Annotated in this window: 18 protein-coding genes; 8 read left to right on the top strand and 10 right to left on the bottom strand. The window is 58.6% G+C overall.

Annotated elements, in window-relative coordinates:
- The first annotated feature begins 221 nt into the window (after positions 1 to 221).
- The 3 genes from AO353_RS14015 (at position 222) to AO353_RS14005 (ending at position 3,075) form a co-directional block, all read left to right on the top strand.
- Entirely contained in the window at positions 222 to 1,535 is a 1,314-nt protein-coding gene (locus AO353_RS14015) for a C4-dicarboxylate transporter DctA (protein ID WP_019691600.1), read from the top strand.
- A 68-nt stretch (positions 1,536 to 1,603) separates the two neighbouring features.
- A complete protein-coding gene (locus tag AO353_RS14010; RefSeq protein WP_054598230.1) occupies positions 1,604 to 2,308 on the top strand; it encodes a FadR/GntR family transcriptional regulator in 705 nt (234 codons plus the stop codon).
- 44 nt (positions 2,309 to 2,352) lie between these two features.
- A complete protein-coding gene (locus tag AO353_RS14005; protein ID WP_054595499.1) occupies positions 2,353 to 3,075 on the top strand; it encodes a GntR family transcriptional regulator in 723 nt (240 codons plus the stop codon).
- A gap of 85 nt (positions 3,076 to 3,160) precedes the next feature.
- Here the strand turns inward: AO353_RS14005 and yjiA are convergent, their stop codons facing one another.
- The 3 genes from yjiA to AO353_RS13990 all read right to left on the bottom strand — a co-directional run bounded on the left by yjiA (position 3,161) and on the right by AO353_RS13990 (position 6,534).
- Positions 3,161 to 4,132 carry a GTPase gene (yjiA, locus tag AO353_RS14000; protein WP_054595498.1) on the bottom strand — a complete coding sequence of 324 codons (972 nt, stop codon included), beginning with the start codon at positions 4,130 to 4,132 and terminating at the stop codon, positions 3,161 to 3,163.
- A 122-nt stretch (positions 4,133 to 4,254) separates the two neighbouring features.
- On the bottom strand, positions 4,255 to 4,452 hold the full coding sequence (locus AO353_RS13995) for a YbdD/YjiX family protein (RefSeq protein WP_010448516.1): 198 nt from the start codon (positions 4,450 to 4,452) through the stop codon (positions 4,255 to 4,257).
- A gap of 15 nt (positions 4,453 to 4,467) precedes the next feature.
- Positions 4,468 to 6,534, bottom strand: coding sequence for a carbon starvation CstA family protein (locus AO353_RS13990; protein ID WP_054595497.1), 2,067 nt, complete (start codon positions 6,532 to 6,534; stop codon positions 4,468 to 4,470).
- A 158-nt stretch (positions 6,535 to 6,692) separates the two neighbouring features.
- On the opposite strand from AO353_RS13990, the gene AO353_RS13985 reads away from it, so the two are divergent.
- Positions 6,693 to 7,073, top strand: coding sequence for a PilZ domain-containing protein (locus AO353_RS13985; RefSeq protein ID WP_054595496.1), 381 nt, complete (start codon positions 6,693 to 6,695; stop codon positions 7,071 to 7,073).
- A 34-nt stretch (positions 7,074 to 7,107) separates the two neighbouring features.
- On the opposite strand, the gene radA is transcribed toward AO353_RS13985, so the two are convergent.
- From radA to katB, 3 genes are all read right to left on the bottom strand, one after another.
- Complete coding sequence (gene radA / locus AO353_RS13980; protein WP_019691594.1) at positions 7,108 to 8,475, bottom strand: DNA repair protein RadA; 1,368 nt, start codon at positions 8,473 to 8,475, stop codon at positions 7,108 to 7,110.
- A 45-nt stretch (positions 8,476 to 8,520) separates the two neighbouring features.
- Positions 8,521 to 9,075: an ankyrin repeat domain-containing protein gene (locus tag AO353_RS13975; RefSeq protein ID WP_054595495.1), complete on the bottom strand. Its 555-nt coding sequence runs from the start codon at positions 9,073 to 9,075 to the stop codon at positions 8,521 to 8,523.
- A gap of 63 nt (positions 9,076 to 9,138) precedes the next feature.
- Positions 9,139 to 10,680 carry a catalase KatB gene (gene katB, locus AO353_RS13970; protein WP_054595494.1) on the bottom strand — a complete coding sequence of 514 codons (1,542 nt, stop codon included), beginning with the start codon at positions 10,678 to 10,680 and terminating at the stop codon, positions 9,139 to 9,141.
- Between the two features lie 284 nt (positions 10,681 to 10,964).
- Here katB and mscL point away from each other — a divergent pair, with 284 nt between their 5' ends.
- Entirely contained in the window at positions 10,965 to 11,378 is a 414-nt protein-coding gene (gene mscL, locus AO353_RS13965) for a large-conductance mechanosensitive channel protein MscL (protein WP_019691591.1), read from the top strand.
- 45 nt (positions 11,379 to 11,423) lie between these two features.
- On the opposite strand, the gene AO353_RS13960 is transcribed toward mscL, so the two are convergent.
- The gene (locus tag AO353_RS13960; protein WP_054595493.1) at positions 11,424 to 12,200 is read right to left on the bottom strand and encodes a ferredoxin--NADP reductase; all 777 of its coding nucleotides are present in this window, start codon (positions 12,198 to 12,200) and stop codon (positions 11,424 to 11,426) included.
- A 343-nt stretch (positions 12,201 to 12,543) separates the two neighbouring features.
- Between AO353_RS13960 and AO353_RS13955 the strand changes: the two genes are divergently transcribed.
- Together AO353_RS13955 and AO353_RS13950 are read left to right on the top strand one after the other, a co-directional pair.
- Positions 12,544 to 13,260 carry an autoinducer binding domain-containing protein gene (locus AO353_RS13955; protein ID WP_054595492.1) on the top strand — a complete coding sequence of 239 codons (717 nt, stop codon included), beginning with the start codon at positions 12,544 to 12,546 and terminating at the stop codon, positions 13,258 to 13,260.
- A 203-nt stretch (positions 13,261 to 13,463) separates the two neighbouring features.
- A complete protein-coding gene (locus AO353_RS13950) occupies positions 13,464 to 14,588 on the top strand; it encodes a methyltransferase (protein WP_054595491.1) in 1,125 nt (374 codons plus the stop codon).
- An 84-nt stretch (positions 14,589 to 14,672) separates the two neighbouring features.
- On the opposite strand, the gene AO353_RS29750 is transcribed toward AO353_RS13950, so the two are convergent.
- The 3 genes from AO353_RS29750 to AO353_RS13940 all read right to left on the bottom strand — a co-directional run bounded on the left by AO353_RS29750 (position 14,673) and on the right by AO353_RS13940 (position 17,356).
- Positions 14,673 to 14,840 carry a DUF2474 domain-containing protein gene (locus AO353_RS29750; RefSeq protein WP_081013729.1) on the bottom strand — a complete coding sequence of 56 codons (168 nt, stop codon included), beginning with the start codon at positions 14,838 to 14,840 and terminating at the stop codon, positions 14,673 to 14,675.
- A gap of 68 nt (positions 14,841 to 14,908) precedes the next feature.
- A complete protein-coding gene (gene cydB / locus AO353_RS13945; protein ID WP_054595490.1) occupies positions 14,909 to 15,916 on the bottom strand; it encodes a cytochrome d ubiquinol oxidase subunit II in 1,008 nt (335 codons plus the stop codon).
- Positions 15,917 to 15,919: 3 nt separating this feature from the next.
- On the bottom strand, positions 15,920 to 17,356 hold the full coding sequence (locus AO353_RS13940; protein WP_054595489.1) for a cytochrome ubiquinol oxidase subunit I: 1,437 nt from the start codon (positions 17,354 to 17,356) through the stop codon (positions 15,920 to 15,922).
- A 398-nt stretch (positions 17,357 to 17,754) separates the two neighbouring features.
- Here AO353_RS13940 and AO353_RS13935 point away from each other — a divergent pair, with 398 nt between their 5' ends.
- Positions 17,755 to 19,029 carry an MFS transporter gene (locus AO353_RS13935; protein WP_054595488.1) on the top strand — a complete coding sequence of 425 codons (1,275 nt, stop codon included), beginning with the start codon at positions 17,755 to 17,757 and terminating at the stop codon, positions 19,027 to 19,029.
- Positions 19,030 to 19,061: the final 32 nt, after the last annotated feature.

Genomic DNA, 19,061 nt, shown 5'->3' with positions numbered 1-19,061 from the left:
GATGGCCGGTTTTTTTTCGCCTGCAAAACCGCTCAAGATCGGCCCTTACCGCACAACTGGTAAGACCGGTAAAGCCAATTCGTCATTTTCCGCTTGCAGCCCTCTGAAAACAGCGCCTAAACTGCGCCTGCACTGGACATACCGGTAAGACCACAATAATTAAGTCCTGAATCTGATGCGCACAGCGCACGGCACCCAGGACACTCACCAGGATTCCTCCCATGCTCAGATGGTGCTCGCGCTCAATCTTCCTTCAAGTTGTCCTTGGACTGGTGCTCGGCATCATCTGCGGACTGACCCTTCCCGAATACTCCGCCCAGTTAAAACCCCTCGGCGACGGCTTCATCAAACTGATCAAAATGCTTATCGGCCTGATCGTGTTCTGCGTGGTGGTCAGCGGTATTTCCGGCGCAGGCGACCTGAAAAAGGTCGGACGCATCGGCCTCAAATCGGTGATCTACTTCGAAGTGCTGACCACCATCGCCCTGGTGATCGGTCTGGTGTTCGCATTCAGCACCGGCATCGGCAGCGGCGCGAACATTCATCTGGATCAGCTTTCCACCGCCGACATGGGCGATATCGCCCAGCGCGGCCAGCACATGCACACCACCACGCAATTTCTGATGGACCTGATCCCGACCTCGGTGATTGGCGCCTTTGCCGACAACAACATCCTGCAAGTGCTGCTGTTCTCGGTCCTGTTCGGCAGCGCACTGAACCTGGTGGGTGAAGCAGCCTCGGGAATCTCGCGACTGATCAACGAGCTCAGCCATGTGATCTTCCGCATCATGGGCATGATCGTGCGCCTGGCACCAATTGGTGTGTTTGGTGCGATTGCTTTCACCACCAGCAAATATGGCCTGGACTCCCTGCAACACCTGGGCAGCCTGATCGGCCTGTTCTACCTGACGTGCACGGTGTTCGTGTCGTTGATCCTGGGTCTGGTGATGCGCCTTTCCGGCCTGCGGCTGCTGCCCTTTCTCAAGTACTTGCGCGAAGAGTTGCTGATCGTCCTGGGCACCGCCTCCTCCGACGCCGTGCTCCCGCAAATCATGCGCAAACTGGAGCACCTGGGTATCGGCAGCTCGACGGTTGGCCTGGTGATTCCCACCGGTTACTCGTTCAACCTCGATGGTTTTTCGATCTACCTGACCCTGGCCATCGTGTTCATCGCCAACGCCACCGGCACACCGCTGGCCATGAGCGATTTGCTGACGATCCTGCTGGTTTCGCTGATCACCTCCAAAGGTGCCCACGGCATTCCCGGCTCGGCCCTGGTGATTCTGGCGGCAACCCTGACCGCGATCCCGGCGATTCCGGTGGTGGGCCTGGTGCTGGTATTGGCGGTGGACTGGTTCATGGGCATTGGCCGGGCACTGACCAACCTGATCGGTAACTGCGTCGCCACCGTGGCCATCGCACGCTGGGAAAAAGACATCGATGTCCAGCGTGCCAACAAGGTACTGTCCGGCGAGCAGGGCTACACCTTCCAGTCACGTAAATCAGCACCGCCGGCGCATCAGCAAGAATTTTGACCGAACCTTGTGCCTGTCACTGGCAGGCACAACAATTGAGCGTTTTACCGTCTCTCATGGAGCAAACAGTGATCACCTCGTCGACAGTTGTAAATTCAGTGGTTGAAAAGCTCCGCGCCGCCTTGGCACGCGGGCAGTGGCGCTCGGGCGACATGTTGCCGGGGCAACGCGAACTGGCTGAACAACTGGGTATCAGCCGGCCTAGCCTGCGTGAAGCGGTGATCGTGCTGGAGACCCTCGGCCTGGTGCGCTCCATGCCCGGCAAAGGCGTGGTGGTGCTGGAGGCCAACCTGAACGACGCGCCAGCCAACGACAGTGGCGTAGCCGGCGCCAGTCTCGAGGATGTGCTGCAACTGCGTTACACCCTCGAACCGTTCATTGTCGGGTTGGTTGCCCAGTCCATCAGCAGCAAGGAAATCGGCCAACTGCGCCTGACGCTGATGGACATGCGCGAAGCCCTCGAAGCCAACGACAGCGAAGCCGGAATGAACGCCTACATCGCGTTCCACGAAGAGCTGTTCACCCTGACCTCGAACCCGATTTTCCAGAACGTCGTGCAGCAAACCAGCAACGCCCTCAAACAGAGCGCCGAGATGCTACGCAATTCCCCGGAACACTTGGCCGGGCGGCTGGAAGAAAACGAAGCCGTGGTCCGCGCGATCCGCAGCAAAAACAGCGCCCTGGCCAGCGCCGAAATGCGCCGGCACATCCTTCAGGAAGGACAGCGCATGGGTATTGAACTGAATATCCCGGACGACAATCTGGGCCAATAACTGTTTGTAGAATCCCCTATCGGCAACCGGACTGGAGACTGGCTATGAGTTCCTACGCCTTGAAGAATCCCGTTTTCTCGATTTCCGCCGCCCTGCCCTTGCGCCGCCAGAGCGAAAAGAAGCGTTGCGTCGATGACATCTATCCGCAGATTTTCGACGCCATTCTCGAACAACGCATCGCCCCGGCCAGCCGCTTCACAGAAGAAAGCCTTGGCCAGGCATTCGGGGTCAGCCGCAGTATCATCCGCCAGGTGCTGGCGCGCTTGTCCCATCAGCAGGTGGTCATCCTGCGGCCCAATCATCGTCCGCAAGTCGCGGCGCCCGATGCCGAACAAACCCGCCAGATACTCCACGCCCGCAGGCTGACTGAAACCACCCTGGTGCGACTGGCCTGTCAGCAACCGACTTCCCGGCACCTGCCGCAGTTACGCGAACTGATCGAACGCGAACGCCGCTGTATCGAACAGAACCAACGCGGGCCGGCGATTCGCCTGTCGGGTGAGTTCCACCTGCAGTTGGCGCACGTCGCCGGTAACGCGCCGCTGGCACAATTTCTCGGCAGCCTGGTGCCGCTGACATCGCTGGCTATCGCCTGCTACGAAGAACAGTCGCCCAGTCATTGTGCGTGGCAGGAGCATGCGGCGATTGTCGAGGCGATAGAGCGCGGAGACGCCAAGGCTGCCGTGGGGCTGATGACCGAGCATCTGGATCATCTTGAGAAGAAATTACTGAGCCCGGAATCGGCCCCTGATAGCGTCGCCGGTTAGATCGCCATCGCGGGCACGCCTTACGCCTTGTAGGAGCAAGGCTTGCCCGCGATGACGGCCTCAAACACGCGGAAGATATCCGACCTCACTCAGCTGCCACCCGCGCAAACCCGGCGCGAATTTTCTCTTCCGGCAATTCATCGGCAATAAACACGATCACGCTCTCGCGCCCTTCATCCTCGGCCCACTCGGTATCCCAGTCAAAACCGTACAACTTCAGTACGCCCTGAAACACCATGCGCCGAGGTTCGCCGAGGATGTTCAACACGCCTTTGTAGCGCAGCAGTTGCTTGCCGTGGTCTTCCAGCAGTTCGTTCATGAATTCGCTGAGCTTGTCGATATCCAGCGGTTTGTCGGTCCGCAGCACCAGGCTCGAGATGCGGTCGATAGACGGCGCCTTGCCCACCGGGCGCAGGCTGACACCACCGCCGAGGTCGGCATTGAGGTTGAAACCACGCACGTCGAGCAACTCGGCCAGATCGATCTTGCCGTGCTCAACCACGCGGATCGGCGCACGACGATTGATCCGGGTCAGGCGTTCGCTCAGCGCGCTGAACGTCACTTCGTCGACCAGATCGCGCTTGCTCACCAGCAAGCGGTCGGCAAAGCCGATCTGCGCCTGGGCGATGGTCTGGGTCAAGTGCTGCTCGGCGTGAGCCGCATCGACCAAGGTGATGATGCCGTCGAGGATGTAGCGCTCGCGCAGCTCTTCATCGATGAAGAAGGTCTGCGCCACCGGTGCCGGATCGGCCAGGCCGGTGCATTCGATCACCAGGCGGTCGAAGGCGATTTCGCCGCTGTCCAGACGTTCCAGCAACAGGTACAGGGCCTTGGTCAGGTCGGTGTGAATGGTGCAGCAGACGCAGCCATTGGACAGCGTCATGACTTGCACCGGCTCATCGCCCAAGAGTTGGGTGTCGATGCCGGCGTCGCTGAATTCGTTTTCGATCACGGCGATTTTCAGGCCGTGCTCGGCTTTGAGCAGGTGACGCAGCAGTGTGGTTTTGCCGGCGCCGAGGAAACCGCTGAGGACCGTAACAGGGATAGGGGGTAGCAAAAGAAGATCTCCCAAACGCTGAAAAAACTGTAGGAGCACAGCTTGCTGGCGATAGCGATCTTGAAGACGCCATCGCCAGCAAGCTGTGCTCCTACAGTCGTGTGTTACCTAGACCTCATGCATCAACAGCACTTCGGCCCACCCTTGCCACCGTAACGAGCCTCCTGGCGCTCCCGAAAGAACGCCTCGTAGCTCATCACCGGTTTGTCCGGGTGTTTGGTTTGCATATGCTCGACGTAGGTGTCGTAGTCGGGCATGCCGACCATCAGGCGCGCGGCCTGACCGAGGTATTTACCGAGGCGACTCAGGTCATTGAACATGCTTGCAACCCTCGATTACGCTTCTGGAATAGCCTGGAATGGCGATTCTTTGTCCGTGCGTTCTTTGCTGCCCCAGGCGGAGATACCGACCTTGATCGCATAGAACAGGATGCTGAAGACCACGAACAGGAACAGCGCCGTCAGCGTTGCGTTGGTGTAGGCGTTGTAGATCACGTGCTGCATCTGCGTGATGTCCTTGGCCGGGGCGAGGATCTGACCGTTGGCCAGGGCATCGCTGTATTTTTTGGCCAGCGACAGGAAGCCGATCGCCGGGTTGGCATCGAACAGCTTGATGAAGCCTGCGGTGGTGGTGCAGATCAGCAGCCAGGCGGCTGGCAGCAAGGTCACCCAGATGTAGCGCTGGCGTTTCATTTTGATCAGCACCACCGTGCCGAGCATCAGCGCGATACCGGCCAGCATCTGGTTGGAGATACCGAACAGCGGCCACAAGGTGTTGATGCCACCCAACGGGTCGATCACGCCTTGGTACAGCAGGTAACCCCACATTGCCACGCAACCGGCGGTCGCGATCAGGTTGGCGGTCCAGGACTCGGTGCGTTTAAGCGCCGGAACGAAGGAGCCGAGCAAATCCTGCAGCATGAAACGTCCGGCACGGGTGCCGGCGTCGACCGCCGTCAGGATGAACAGCGCTTCGAACAGGATCGCGAAGTGGTACCAGAACGCCATGGTGTTTTCACCCGGCAGAACACTGTGCAGGATCTGCGCGATACCGACCGCCAGGGTTGGCGCACCGCCGGCACGGGCCAGCACGGTGGTTTCACCGATGTCCTTGGCCACCGCTTGCAGGGCTTCCGGGGTGATCGCAAAGCCCCAACTGCTGACGGTTTGCGCGACTTGCATCACTTCACCGCCGACGATCGCCGCCGGGCTGTTCATCGCGAAGTACACGCCCGGTTCGATCACCGAAGCCGCCACCATCGCCATGATGGCCACGAAGGACTCCATCAGCATGCCACCGTAACCGATGTAACGGGCATTGCTTTCGTTATCCAGCAGTTTCGGAGTAGTCCCGGAGGCAATCAGCGCGTGGAAACCCGAGACCGCGCCGCAGGCAATGGTGATGAACAGGAACGGGAACAACCCGCCCTTCCACACCGGCCCGGTGCCATCGATGAATTGGGTCAGTGCCGGCATTTTCAGCACGGGCATGGTGATCAGGATGCCAATCGCCAAGGCGACAATGGTACCGATCTTGAGGAAGGTCGACAGGTAGTCACGCGGCGCCAGGATCAGCCAGACCGGCAATACTGCCGCGACGAAACCGTAGCCGATCAGCATCCAGGTGATCTGGATCCCGGTGAAGGAGAAGGCCTTGGCCCAGACCGGATCAGCGGCGATCTGCCCGCCCAGCCAGATCGAGCCGAGCAACAGCAGCACGCCGACGATGGAGATTTCACCGATGCGGCCCGGGCGGATGTAGCGCATGTACACGCCCATGAACATCGCGATCGGGATGGTCGCCATCACCGTGAAAATACCCCACGGGCTTTCGGCCAGGGCCTTGACCACGATCAGCGCCAGCACCGCGAGGATGATGATCATGATCAGGAAGCAGCCGAACAGCGCGATGGTCCCGGGGATCTGACCCATTTCTTCACGGACCATGTCGCCCAGGGAGCGACCGTTGCGGCGGGTCGACATGAACAGGACCATGAAGTCCTGAACGGCACCGGCCAGCACCACGCCGGCGATCAGCCAGAGCGTGCCGGGCAGGTAACCCATTTGCGCCGCCAACACTGGACCGACTAACGGACCAGCACCCGCGATGGCCGCGAAGTGGTGACCGAAAAGAATGTGTTTGTTGGTGGGCACGTAGTCCAGACCGTCGTTGTTGACGACAGCGGGGGTGGCTCGCAGCGGATTGAGCTGCATCACATTATTGGCAATGAACAGACTGTAGTAACGGTAAGCGACCAGATAAATGGCGACTGCTGCGACTACGATCCAGAGGGCGTTGATGGCTTCGCCGCGGCGCAGGGCCACAACTCCCAAGGCGCACGCGCCTACGACTGCCAGCACCAGCCAAGGTAAGTGGCGTAGCAGGCTATTATTATTTTTCATTTTTGATTCCAGCCAGAGTGGACAAAAAAGACAGCCACCCCGAGTTTAGCGCTACTGGCGCCAAAGACCATACCCCGACCTAGGTCTAGAGTCGTACCGACAGTGGCAGCCTGCGCGGATGCTGGTCTATAGTCAGCGAACACCCAGAGGATTGCGCCATGAGGGACCACCCCGCCAATCACCGCCGCTTCAAACGCATTGCCTTCGATGCCAAAACCGAGCTCAGCCAAGGCGAGCATCGGTGGGCGGTGAAACTGCTCGACCTGTCACTCAAGGGCCTGTTGATCGAACGTCCCGAGCCCTGGTTTGGGGACGAAGAGAAGATGTTTTCGGTCGACATTCACCTGAGCAGCGACACCGAGATCCGCATGGATGTGCAACTGTCCCATGACAATAACCACCAGTTAGGCTTCGTCTGTCGGTACATCGATCTGGAGTCTGTCAGCAAACTGCGGCGGCTGGTCGAGCTCAACACGGGCGATCAGGCCGAACTTGAGCGAGAGCTGGGTGCGCTGATCCACATTAGACCACTCTTGTAGGAGCTGCCGCAGGCCGCTCCTACAAGGGCTGGGTTTATTCAAATAACGCGTCCAAGGCCTGTTCCAGTCGCGTCACCGCGATGATCCGTAACCCGGCAGGCGCTTCCTTCGGCGCATTGCCCTTGGGCACGATGGCGCGTTTGAAGCCGTGCTTGGCGGCTTCCTTCAAGCGCTCCTGACCGCTTGGCACCGGCCGCACTTCACCAGACAAGCCAACCTCACCAAACACCAACAGATCATGTGGCAATGGCCGATTGCGCAGGCTGGACATCACGGCTGCCATCAACGCCAGATCGGACGCCGTCTCCAGCACCTTGACCCCGCCGACCACGTTGAGGAACACGTCCTGGTCGTGAGTCGGTATGCCTCCATGACGGTGCAGCACCGCCAACAGCATGGCCAGGCGATTCTGATCCAGACCGAGGGTGACACGGCGCGGGTTGGCCAGGTGGCTGTCGTCCACCAGAGCCTGAACTTCCACCAGCATCGGTCGCGTGCCTTCCCACGTCGCCATCACGACGCTGCCCGGCACTTCTTCCTGCGCGCGTGTGAGGAAAATCGCCGAAGGGTTGGAGACCTCCTTCAAACCCTTGTCGGTCATACCGAACACACCCAACTCGTTGACCGCACCGAAGCGGTTTTTCACCGCTCGCAACAGACGCAAGCGTCCATCCGACTCGCCTTCGAAATACAGCACCGTGTCGACCATGTGTTCCAGCACTCGGGGCCCCGCCAACGCGCCTTCTTTGGTCACGTGGCCGACGAGGAAAATCGCCGTGCCGCTCTGTTTCGCGTAACGCACCAACAGCGCTGCACTTTCGCGAACCTGCGATACGCCGCCCGGCGCCGATTGCAGTTGTTCGGTGAAAATCGTCTGGATCGAGTCGATCACCATGACCTTGGGCTTTTCCACCCGAGCCGTGGCGATGATGGTTTCGATGCAGGTTTCGGTCATGACTCGCAGTTGATCCTGCGGCAAGCCCAGACGTCGAGCGCGCATGGCCACTTGCTGCTGGGACTCTTCGCCCGTGACATACAGCGCCGGCATCCGGGTCGCGAGGTTGCACAGGGTTTGCAGAAGGATCGTCGACTTGCCGATCCCCGGATCACCGCCGATCAACACCACCGAGCCGTCGACCAGACCGCCACCGAGCACCCGATCCAGCTCACCGGACGCGGTGGAGAAGCGTGGAATTTCTTCGACACTGACTTCGGCCAGCGTCTTGATCTGCGCCTGCTGTCCGGCCCAGCCGGTGCGACCGCTGGGGGCAGCGGCACCGCCACTTTCCACCAGGGTTTCGGTCAGGGTGTTCCAGGCCCCGCATTCACCGCATTGGCCGGCCCACTTGGGGAAGGTCGAGCCGCATTCGGTGCAGCCGTACATGCGCTTTGCCTTGGCCATCTGAACTCCCGGAAAAAACCGCGATGATAGCTCAGCTGGACACGATCAGCGCGGCGCCGGGGTACGGATTTCACCCGCGGCCAGACGCGCGGCGCTGTTACCCAGCGGATCCTCGGCATTCAGGTCGGCACCCTTGGCAGCCAGGGCGTCGAGCAACTCGACCCGTTTGAACAGGCCCGCATACATCGCCGCTGTCTGGCCTGCGCCATTACGCTGCTCCGGGTTGCAATCGGTCGCCAACAGTCGCCGGGCTATTTGCACTTCGCCCTTGAAGATCGCCCCCATCAGCGCCGTGTTGCCACGCAGGTCCTGGGCGCAGGCATTGGCTCCGGCGCCGAGCAAGCGCTCTACCGCCGCAGACTGACCGTGGTAAGCCGCCAGGATCAACGCGGTGTAGCCCTTGCTGTCGCGAGTATCAAGGGAATAACCCGCCTCGATGAAAGTCTCGAGCATCGGCACATCGCCGCGACGAGCGGCGTCAAAGTAGTAATCCTGCAATTGCGCCTTGAGCGCTGCCGGATCCTTGGTCAGGTCGGCACCCGGCTCTGCATAAACGCTGCACGCCAGGCTGGCCAGAAACAGGCAAAGATACATTCGCATGGCACAGCTCCTGGGCTCTCGCACGGCACTGAGCCGCGCGAGAGCCGGTTGAGGCAATGACGATCAGTCGACCAGTTTGTCCGCGAGCGCCTTGACGCGACTCAGATCTCCCTTGGCGACCTTGGTCACGCCGGTGCCGTATTCCGGGTCAGCTTTATAGAGGAAGGACAGGATGATGTGCTTGCTTTCGTCATCCGTGGTGGCCAGCGAGCCACCAAAACTTTCGATCAGGTCGCTGCGCTCCTTCTTGCTGAACGAACGATACAGATCGCCGGCCTGCTTGAAGTTTTGCTCGCGCTGGATCTTCGCCTGCTGGGTCGTACCCGACAGCGCCGACTGGCTGTAGCGTGCCGCTTGAGGCTCCTCACGTGACTCCAGACGACTCGGCTGATAGTTCACACCGCCGTTGCTGCGACCCGTGTTCATCGCTCCGTCCTGGTTACCGTTGTTCACCGTTACTTTTGGCGCATTGATCGGTAACTGCAACGCATTGGCGCCCAGGCGATACAGTTGCGTATCGGCATAAGAGAACACTCGACCTTGCAACAAACGATCTTCCGAAGGTTCAATTCCCGGCACTAGATTGGCCGGCGCCATGGCAACTTGTTCGGTTTCCTGAAAGACATTAGCAGGATTACGATTGAGCACCATTTGTCCAACTTTTCGCTCAGGGATACCCGGCCAGATCTTGGTAGCATCCAAAGGATCGAAGTCAAACTTATACAAGTCTTGTGGTTTTAGAACCTGAATGTACAAGTCCCACTTTGGAAAGTCGCCTTTATTGATATGAGCCACCAAGTCATCGGTCATATGACTGTAGTCTTGCCCCTGAACCTTGGTAACCGCTTGTGGGTCAAGGTTATTAATCCCCTGCAAACTCTTCCAATGAAACTTCACATAGCTGACTTCGCCTTTGGCATTGACCAATTTATAGGCGTGAACTCCATTACCGTCCATTTCCCGGTAACTCGCCGGCGTACCGGAGTTGGAGTACAACTCGGTCAACGTCCGAGTGGCTTCCGGGACATGGGAAAAGAAGTCGAACCGGCGCGAGTCATCATCCAGGTTGGTGCGCGGGTCTGGCTTGAAGGCGTGGACCATGTCCGGGAATTTGATCGCATCGCGGATGAAAAAGGTCGGGAAGTTATTGCCGACCAGGTCCCAGTTGCCGTCTGCGGTATAGAACTTGGTGGCAAAGCCTCGTGGATCGCGCAAGGTTTCCGGGGAATGGTTGCCGTGCACCACCGCTGAAAAACGCACAAACACCGGCGTCGTCTGGCCAGCGGCAAAGACTTTGGCCTTGGTCAGATCACTGAGATCATCGGTTACCGTAAAACTGCCATGGGCACCCGTACCGCGGGCATGTACGACCCGCTCCGGGATGCGCTCGCGGTCAAAGCGCTGGAGTTTCTGGATCAGTTGCACGTCCTGCAACAGCACCGGGCCAGTGGCCCCCGCGGTCTGCGAGTTCTGGTTGTCGCCCACGGCAGCGCCGTTATCGCGGGTCAGGGTCGCCGCGTGAACGGAGAATGACAGCAGGCTGGCGGTCAAGACGCCGAATACACGGCGCTGGGAAAAAGCCCCTCGGCTAATGGCGGTGGTCATGTCGAACTCCTCTGGTTTTGTGTAGCGCATCCAGGTGCGCTGAACAGAGGCTAGTGACCAGATAGTCAAAACATAAATAGAAAGAACGCAATGCGTCGATTGAGAGTTTTTTCTGGTCTATCAGTGAGTTGGCGCATATTCACGCGCGATTGATGGCACTTTGTAAACTATTTGCCAGTAAGCGGGTCGATAGCAGCGAGCACTGTAAGTAGTTGTGTCGAGCAAGACCCGACTTGCTGATTTACACTGCGTTCACCAACCTCATCTGTAACAAGGAATAACCTATGGGCGTGCTCAGTGAGTTCAAGGCCTTCGCGGTCAAAGGTAATGTGGTCGACATGGCCGTCGGTATCATCATCGGCGCCGCGTTCGGCAAGATCGTTTCGTCGTTTGTCGGTGATGTTGTCATGCCGCCAATCGGCCTGCTGATCGGGGGTGTGGACTTCGCGGACCTGGCGGTCACGCTGAAAGCGGCGCAGGGCACGGTCCCGGCCGTGGTGCTGGCCTACGGTAAATTCATCCAGAGCATTATCGACTTCCTGATCGTCGCGTTCGCAATCTTCATGGGTGTTAAAGCCATCAACCGCCTGAAGCGTGAAGAAGCGGTGGCGCCAAGCCTGCCGCCGGTTCCGACCAAGGAAGAAGAACTGTTGAGCGAGATTCGCGACCTGCTCAAAGCGCAGAACAATAAGCCCTGAAGGCTGGGTTGCGTAATAAACGGCGCCTGATGGCGTCGTTTTTCATTACCAGTAATTTTCCACAGCCACCTGACCAGGTCGCCGAGTCAGACTCAGTTGCATGTCGCGCGCTTTCAGCAAGTTGCGCGTGTCATCGATCATCTGCGGGTTTCCACAGAGCATCACTCGCGAATGTTCGGCCGTAATGGCGACGCCAGCCACCCGCTCCAGCTCGCCATTGTTGATCAACTGGGTGATTCGCCCGCTCAATGCTTGCGGATGCGGCTCACGGGTAACCGTGGCGATAAATTGCAGTTTATGGGCGTGCTCCGCCAAATACTCACGCTCTTCCAACTCAGCAATCAGCGCCTGATAAGCCAGCTCCCGCGTTTCGCGCACGCTATACACCAGAATGATTCGCTCGAATTTCTCCCAGACCTCGAAGTCCTGCAGGATCGACAGAAACGGCGCAATACCCGTCCCTGTGGACAATAACCATAGATCACGCCCATCGACGAAGCGATCAAGGGTCAGGAAACCAAAGGCCTGACGGTCGACCATCAAGGTATCGCCTACCTCCAGACGACTCAGTTCGCTGGTAAATTCGCCACCCGGAACGACGATGGAAAAGAACTCAAGAAACTCGTCATGGGGTGAAGAGACCATGGAATAGGCGCGCCATACCGTACTGCCGTCAGCCTTGGTAACCCCTAGGCGGGCGAATTGCCCGGCACGAAAACGAAAACCCGGATCTCGCGTAGTACGTAGCGTGAACAGGCTGGACGTCAGTGGCTGGACATCGAGCAGGGTTTGTCGGGTGAACTTCTCTGCGCTGGCGGTCATGGGGCGCTCCATAGGTCTGATTGCTCCAGTGTCCCGCAAAGCCGGACGAAGAAACACCGCCGATTTGTAGTGGTATTAATCAACAGATGACTAACAGTTAACTAAAGAGTTAAAGGCAGGGTTCGCAACCTGAATATAAAGATAGTATTAATATCTCTACAGATGTCGGAGCAAATCGCATGATCTGTACAGGTACTGTTTCTCTAATAACCGGTTATTTATTTTGCGAACCTATCAAGAGCAAAAAACTCACTTCGCACCTGTAGGATTTACCCTACACTCGCAACGTACCAATTTTGGATCAAATAAACACCTACGAAGCGAAACACAGGGAGAAGTTTGTATGGATACTTGGAAGGAGACTCGGTTAAAACAGCTGATTTATGAGTCAAGCCTTGAAAAGGCTTACACGATAGCACTTGGCTTCTTTAATAATCTTGGCTACGAATATTGTGCGTTTTCAATGACTTCTCATGCGCCAAATCATTGTGACAATGACCTGAACCTTAATAATTACTCACCTGACTGGAACACACGTTATGAACAAAACAACTACTGCGCAATAGACCCAATAGTAGCTCATTGCAATCATTCAATGCTGCCCATTCTCTGGGACAGTGATACCTTCGCCAACGTCCCCGATCTACGGCGCGCACTCGCGGGTCAAGGCATGCAGCATGGTTGGTCGCTGCCGCTACATGAGCTGAACAACCATAGCAGCGGCATGCTCTGCGTCGCCCGAAGCCATTGCCGTATCACGGCTTACGAACTCTATGAAAACCTCGGTTATGCAACGTTCATCAGCCATAAGCTGCATGTCCTCGCAATGCAAAAGCTGGCCTGCAAGAATCCGGACGGCTTGAGCGCGACTCAATTATCGACGCGGGAAACAGATGTGCTGAAGTGGGCTTCGAAAGGCAAGAACGCATTGGAAACCGGGATAATCCTAAACATCACCCAACGTACGGTAAATTTCCACATAGGCAATGCGATCAAGAAACTGGGTGTCACCAACAAAATTTCTGCGGTGGTACAGGCCGCGAAGTGCAGATATATCTGAGCCTGACCTAATACCAGTGCTTGTCAGCGCTGACCACGACGGAAAACCTGCGAGTAATTCGACGGAAAAAAACGTACCATTTACGCCCCTTCTGAGTGATGAAGCGAACGACACCGCAACGCAGTCCACTCAGACGGTCCCGTCCAGCATTGAATACGTGCAAAACCGCGGGACACCCGTTGATTACCCAGAGTCCCCGCCCCATGCCCCTGCTCGAAAGCCCCTTCGCCCAACTTGACCTGATCCGCCAGCCCGAACAGCAGAACGAACCGCTGCAAGCCTTCGATGCGGCTGACGAGTATCTGCTTAATTTTCTGGCCGAACAGCAGTCGAATGCTGATACCCGGGTTCTGGTGCTCAATGACAGCTTTGGTGCACTGGCGGCGAGCCTTGTCGGCAAGGCTCAGGTCACCAGTAGCGGTGATTCGTTTCTCGCAGCCCAGGCATTGGAAAAGAACCTGGTACGCAATGGCCTTCCCTTTGATGTTGTGTCAGTGCTGCCGGCCAGTGCGCCACTGGTCGGTCCGTTCGATCGGGTACTGATCCGCGTCCCCAAAACCCTGGCGTTGCTGGAAGAGCAACTGATCCGCCTGCAAACGCAGCTGGCACCCGGCGCACAAGTGGTTGCTGCGGCCATGGTCAAACACCTGCCGCGGGCAGCCGGCGATCTGCTGGAGCGCTACATCGGCCCGGTGCAAGCGTCGCTGGCGGTCAAGAAAGCCCGCTTGCTGATTGCCACAGCCGATGCCAGGCAACCCGCGCAGTCGCCCTACCCGACTCGCTACACACTCGACGATCCGGCAATCGAGTTACTCAACCACGCCAACGTGTTCTGTCGCGAAGGCCTGGACATCGGCACTCGGGCGTTTCTCCCTCACCTGCCGAAAAACCTCGGTAACGCGCAGGTCGCCGACCTGGGTTGCGGCAACGGCGTGTTGGCCATCGCCAGCGCCCTGCAAAACCCTCAAGCCCACTACACGCTGGTGGACGAATCGTTCATGGCCGTGCAATCCGCTGCCGAAAACTGGCGGGCCGCCCTCGGTTCGCGCGAAGTCATCGTGCGCGCGGGCGATGGCCTGGCTGGGCAGGAGCCGCAGTCGCTGGACGTGGTGCTGTGCAATCCGCCTTTCCACCAGCAACAAGTGGTCGGGGACTTCCTCGCCTGGCGGATGTTCCAGCAAGCTCGCGAAGCCCTGGTGGTGGGCGGCGCGCTGTACATCGTCGGCAACCGTCATCTGGGCTATCACAGCAAACTGGCGCGTCTGTTCCGGGGTGTCGAGCAGGTCGCGGCAACGCCCAAATTCGTGATCCTCAAGGCCCGCAAATAACGGCCAACGCCCAGGCAAAAAAAACCCTCCAGTGGAGGGTTATAAATCCGTGCCGCAAAGCACGGGATGGGATGTTCGGGTCGATCAGTGAGTGGTCAGGCCTGCAGCATTCATGAACATGCGCATCAGGCTGGCTACGACAAACAGCGCCAGTACGCTGCCGGTCCAGATCATTACCAGCCAGCCAAGCCGCTGCCAGAGCGGCTTCTTTTCAGCCTGTTCGATTTCCTGCAAAGAATGTTTATTAACCATTGCCTCGGTCCTCGGTCTGGGTTTGATGGCGCCTGTCAAGACGCCATCGCGAGCAAGCTTTGCTCCTGCTAGTGATAACCGTCTTCGTGGGTCACCTTGCCGCGGAACACGTAGTAGCTCCAGAAGGTGTAGCCCAGAATGAACGGGATGATGAACAAGGTGCCGACCAGCATGAAGCCCTGGCTTTGCGGCGGTGCGGCGGCGTCCCAGATCGAGATCGACGGCGGCACGATGTTCGGCCACAGGCTGATTCCCAGACCGCTGTAACCGAGGAAAATCAGCACCAGGGTCAACAGGAACGGTGTGTAATGAGCGTTACGCGCCACAGCACGCAGTAAACCGTACATCGTCACCAGCACCAGGATTGGCACTGGCAGGAACCAGAACAGGTTCGGCAGGGTGAACCAGCGCGCAGCGATCTCGGCATGGGCCAGCGGGGTCCAGATACTGACGATACCGGTCACCGCCAACACCACGAACGCCAGCGGGCGGGCCAGGTCGTGCATTTGCTTTTGCAACTTGCCTTCGGTCTTCATGATCAGCCAGGTGCAGCCGAGCAGCGCATAAGCGACGATCAGTGCCACGCCACAGAACAGCGAGAACGGCGTCAGCCAGTCCAGCGTGCCGCCCGCGAACTGCCGATTGACCACCGGAATGCCGTCGATAAACGCCCCCAGCGCCACACCCTGGAAGAACGTCGCCGTCAGCGAGCCGCCGATGAAGCACTTGTCCCAGATGTGTCGTTTGTGGTCCTTGGCCTTGAAGCGGAACTCGAACGCCACACCGCGGAAGATCAAGCCGATCAGCATCAGGATCAGCGGCAGGTACAGCGCCGACAGCACCACCGAATACGCCAGCGGGAAGGCGCCAAATAGCGCCGCGCCGCCCAATACCAGCCAGGTTTCGTTACCGTCCCAGACGGGCGCGACAGTGTTCATCATCACATCGCGGTCACGGTGGCCCTTGATGAAGGGGAAGAGAATGCCGATTCCCAGGTCAAAACCATCCATGACCACGTACATCATGATCCCGAAGATGATGATCACGGCCCAGATCAGCGGAAGATCAATACCCATGACTCAATTCCCCTTGTTCAGGCTGGCGTCGCCGTTTTCGTCGCCTTCATCGGCAGCGGAAAGCGGACGGGCCGGAGTACGTTGCTGCCCGGGACCACCGTGGCTCGGTTCGGCACCTTCGTTGATCTTCGGCCCTTTGCGCACCAGGCGCATCATGTAGCCCAAACCGACACCAAACAGCGAGAAATACACCACGACGAACAGCGCCAGGGTAATGCTCATCTGCAAGAAACTGTGCATGGATGAAGCATCGGCAGTGCGCATCAGCCCGTACACCACCCACGGCTGACGACCGATTTCAGTGGTGAACCAACCGGCAAGGATCGCGATCAGGCCCGATGGCCCCATCCACAGCGCCAGGTAGAGGAACGCACGGTTCGAATACAGCCTGTCACGCTTGCGCAGCCACAGACTCCACAGACCGGTGAAGATCATCAGGAAGCCCAGCCCGACCATGATCCGGAACGACCAGAACACAATGGTCGAGTTCGGCCGGTCTTCAGGCGCGAACTCCTTGAGTGCCGGAACCTGTTTGTCCAGCGAGTGAGTCAGGATCAGGCTGCCCAGGTACGGAATCTCTACCGCGAATTTGGTCTTCTCGGCTTTCATGTCCGGCCAGCCGAACAGGATCAGCGGGGTCGGCTCATTGCCGACGTTTTCCCAGTGACCTTCAATCGCGGCGATTTTTGCCGGCTGATGCTTGAGCGTGTTGAGGCCGTGGAAGTCGCCGATCACCGCCTGAATCGGTGCAACGATCAAGGCCATCCACATGGCCATCGACAGCATGGTGCGAATCGCCGGGTTATCACGGCCGCGCAACAAGTGCCAGGCGGCTGACGAGCCGACAAAGAATGCAGTGGCCACAAAAGCTGCGGTGGCCATGTGCATCAAGCGGTAGGGGAACGACGGGTTGAAAATCACCGCCAGCCAGTCCACCGGAATCACCTGGCCGTTAACGATTTCGTAGCCCTGCGGGGTTTGCATCCAGCTGTTGGAGGCCAGAATCCAGAACGTCGAGATCAGCGTGCCAATAGCCACCATGACCGTGGCGAAGAAGTGCAGCTTGCGCCCGACCCTGTTCCAGCCAAACAGCATGACGCCGAGGAAACCGGCTTCGAGGAAGAACGCCGTGAGCACTTCATAGGTCAGCAGCGGCCCGGTGACGGAACCGGCAAAGTCCGAGAAGCGGCTCCAGTTGGTGCCGAACTGATAGGCCATGACCAATCCGGAGACCACCCCCATGCCGAAGTTGACGGCAAAGATCTTCGACCAGAAGTGATACAAATCACGGTAGGTATCGTTGTGGGTCTTCAGCCACAAGCCTTCGAGCACCGCCAGGTAACTCGCCAGGCCGATGGTGATCGCCGGGAACAGGATGTGAAACGAGATGGTGAACGCGAACTGAATTCGGGCGAGATCAAGTGCCTCCAAACCGAACATAAGTCTTCCTCTGTCTGGTAATACGGCTGCTGGCTGGGAGCCTGCACCCACCGCCCCCACGGTTATGGAGTGTGGCGAATTCAAATTCGTTGTTTTTTTTACAACCATCGCAACGCAGGGAGTCTGGCCATCTGGCCGTCAGAGCAAATCCACCAAGGGTTTTGATCTGGATCAAGTAACGATGAAAGAGTAGTCCCATTTTCAGCGCCCGACTGTGTGGTCTTTTGCCGCGTGACAGGTTGCCTCACCGTTCTGTTCAGGGCTGCGGTATTGGCTGTGGCGAAGACAGGACGCGGGCTTCAGGATAGGTGTCTAGCTAACTAAATTCTCCGCACACGCAACTTCAGGTTACAAGTTGGTGATAATCTCGATTTTTCCTCGCTCAGAACTACCCGCCGATGCCGACCCAAGCCCCGCTGTTGTTGCGCCATCACCGCCCATTCATTGCCTTCTGGCTGGCGCGGGTGTTCACCGCCAGCGGTTTCCAGATGCTTACCGTGGCCATCGGCTGGAATCTCTACCAACTCACCGGCAACGTGCTGGACCTGGGTCTGGTCGGGCTCCTGGAGTTCGCGCCACGGGTGTTGTTCATGCTCCACACCGGGCATGTGGCAGACCGCTATGACCGGCGCAAGGTCGCGGCCATCTGCCAGTCCGTGCAGGCGATGATCGCGCTCGCCCTGGCGATTGGCAGTGCCACTGACCACGTCACCCGCGAGATGATCTTCATCCTCGCGTTCCTGCTCGGCGCCGCCCGTTCATTCGAAATGCCGACCACCCAGGCCTTATTGCCGACGATTGTCCCCAGTGCACTGTTTCCGCGCGCGGTGGCCGCGTCCCAGTCGGCTCAGCAATCGGCAACCATCGTCGCGCCAGCGCTGGGTGGTTTGCTGTATGCCTTCGGCAGCGTCTGGGTGTATGGCCCGACGGTGATTCTGTACCTCATCGCCTGCAGCCTGATGCTCAACCTGCCCGCACGACAAACCCCGCTGAACAAGGGCAAGGCGACCCTGGATTCATTGCTTGCAGGGATTCGCTTCATTCGCAGCCGCCCGGACATTCTTGGCGCGATCTCCCTGGATTTGTTCGCGGTATTGCTCGGGGGCGCCACGGCGCTGCTGCCGGTATTTGCCAAGGACATCCTGCTGACCGGTCCCTGGGGACTCGGGCTGCTGCGCTCGGCGCCAGCGGTCGGGGCCTTGTTGATGTCGTTATGTCTGGCGCGGTTTGCCGTGGAGCGCAACGTCGGACGCGTCATGTTCACCGCCGTCGGGGTGTTCGGCGTCGCAACGATCGCCTTCGGTCTGTCGACCTCGTTCTGGTTCTCGCTGGCGGTGCTGGTGGTGCTCGGCGCCGCCGACATGATCAGCATGGTGATCCGCGCGTCCTTCGTGCAACTGGAAACCCCGGACGAAATGCGCGGCCGGGTCAGCGCGGTGAACGGCTTGTTCATCGGTGCCTCGAACCAGTTGGGCGAATTCGAATCCGGACTCACCGCCCACTGGTTCGGCACTGTACCGGCGGTGGTCATGGGCGGAATCGGTACGCTGCTGGTCACCGGGACATGGATCAAACTGTTCCCGACCCTGGCACAACGCGACCGCATGCATGTGCCGGTAGATGAAACGAAGGCAAGTGCCGAGCGTTTGCCAGGTGAACAAAGCAGCATTTAGGCGACGCAGGGCGGTACATAGTTAGTGCATAA

The sequence above is a fragment of the Pseudomonas fluorescens genome, from assembly GCF_001307155.1.
GTDB lineage: Bacteria > Pseudomonadota > Gammaproteobacteria > Pseudomonadales > Pseudomonadaceae > Aquipseudomonas > Aquipseudomonas helvetica.
This window is presented reverse-complemented; position numbering and strand designations above follow the sequence as displayed.